This window comes from Corallococcus sp. CA041A, assembly GCF_003612075.1.
Lineage (GTDB): Bacteria > Myxococcota > Myxococcia > Myxococcales > Myxococcaceae > Corallococcus > Corallococcus exiguus.
The window spans coordinates 1-390 of the sequence record NZ_RAWF01000758.1 but is presented as its reverse complement, the minus strand read 5'-3'; the positions used below and the strand labels follow the sequence as shown (position 1 = coordinate 390).

The window sequence follows — 390 nt, the reverse complement described above, 5'->3', positions numbered from 1 at the left end:
ATCTCGAACAGGTCGCCGGCGACGAAGCAGGCCTTCTCGGCGTTCGCGCGGACGCGGGCGAACATGGCGGTGTGATCCTGCGCCATCAGTCGATCGTCGCGATGTCGTTGCGCGACAGCCACTGGTCGCGGCTGTCGCCTAGCCGGTGATCCAGCTGCTCTTCAGTTTCGGGCCAAAGGTGCATGTCGTGCACGAGCCGAACGTAGGTCGAGAACCACCACGACCGGATCTCAGGCAACGGGTGCTTGTATCCGACGATCTCGGCTGCATGCAGCAGGTGCAGCTGGAAATGGTGCGGGATGGCGTCCAGCTCGCGCAGGTACTCGCCAACGACGGCGTCCATGTACCACTGCCACTCATGCTCATAAGCAGGCGCGGCGTAGCTAGGAC

At 63.3% G+C, this 390-nt stretch carries 1 protein-coding gene; it reads right to left on the bottom strand.

The genetic code is table 11. From position 1 onward, the window contains the following. Positions 1-85: 85 nt before the first annotated feature. Positions 86-390: hypothetical protein (locus D7V77_RS42965; RefSeq protein WP_233597600.1), on the bottom strand; the 305-nt coding region annotated here is incomplete at its 5' end.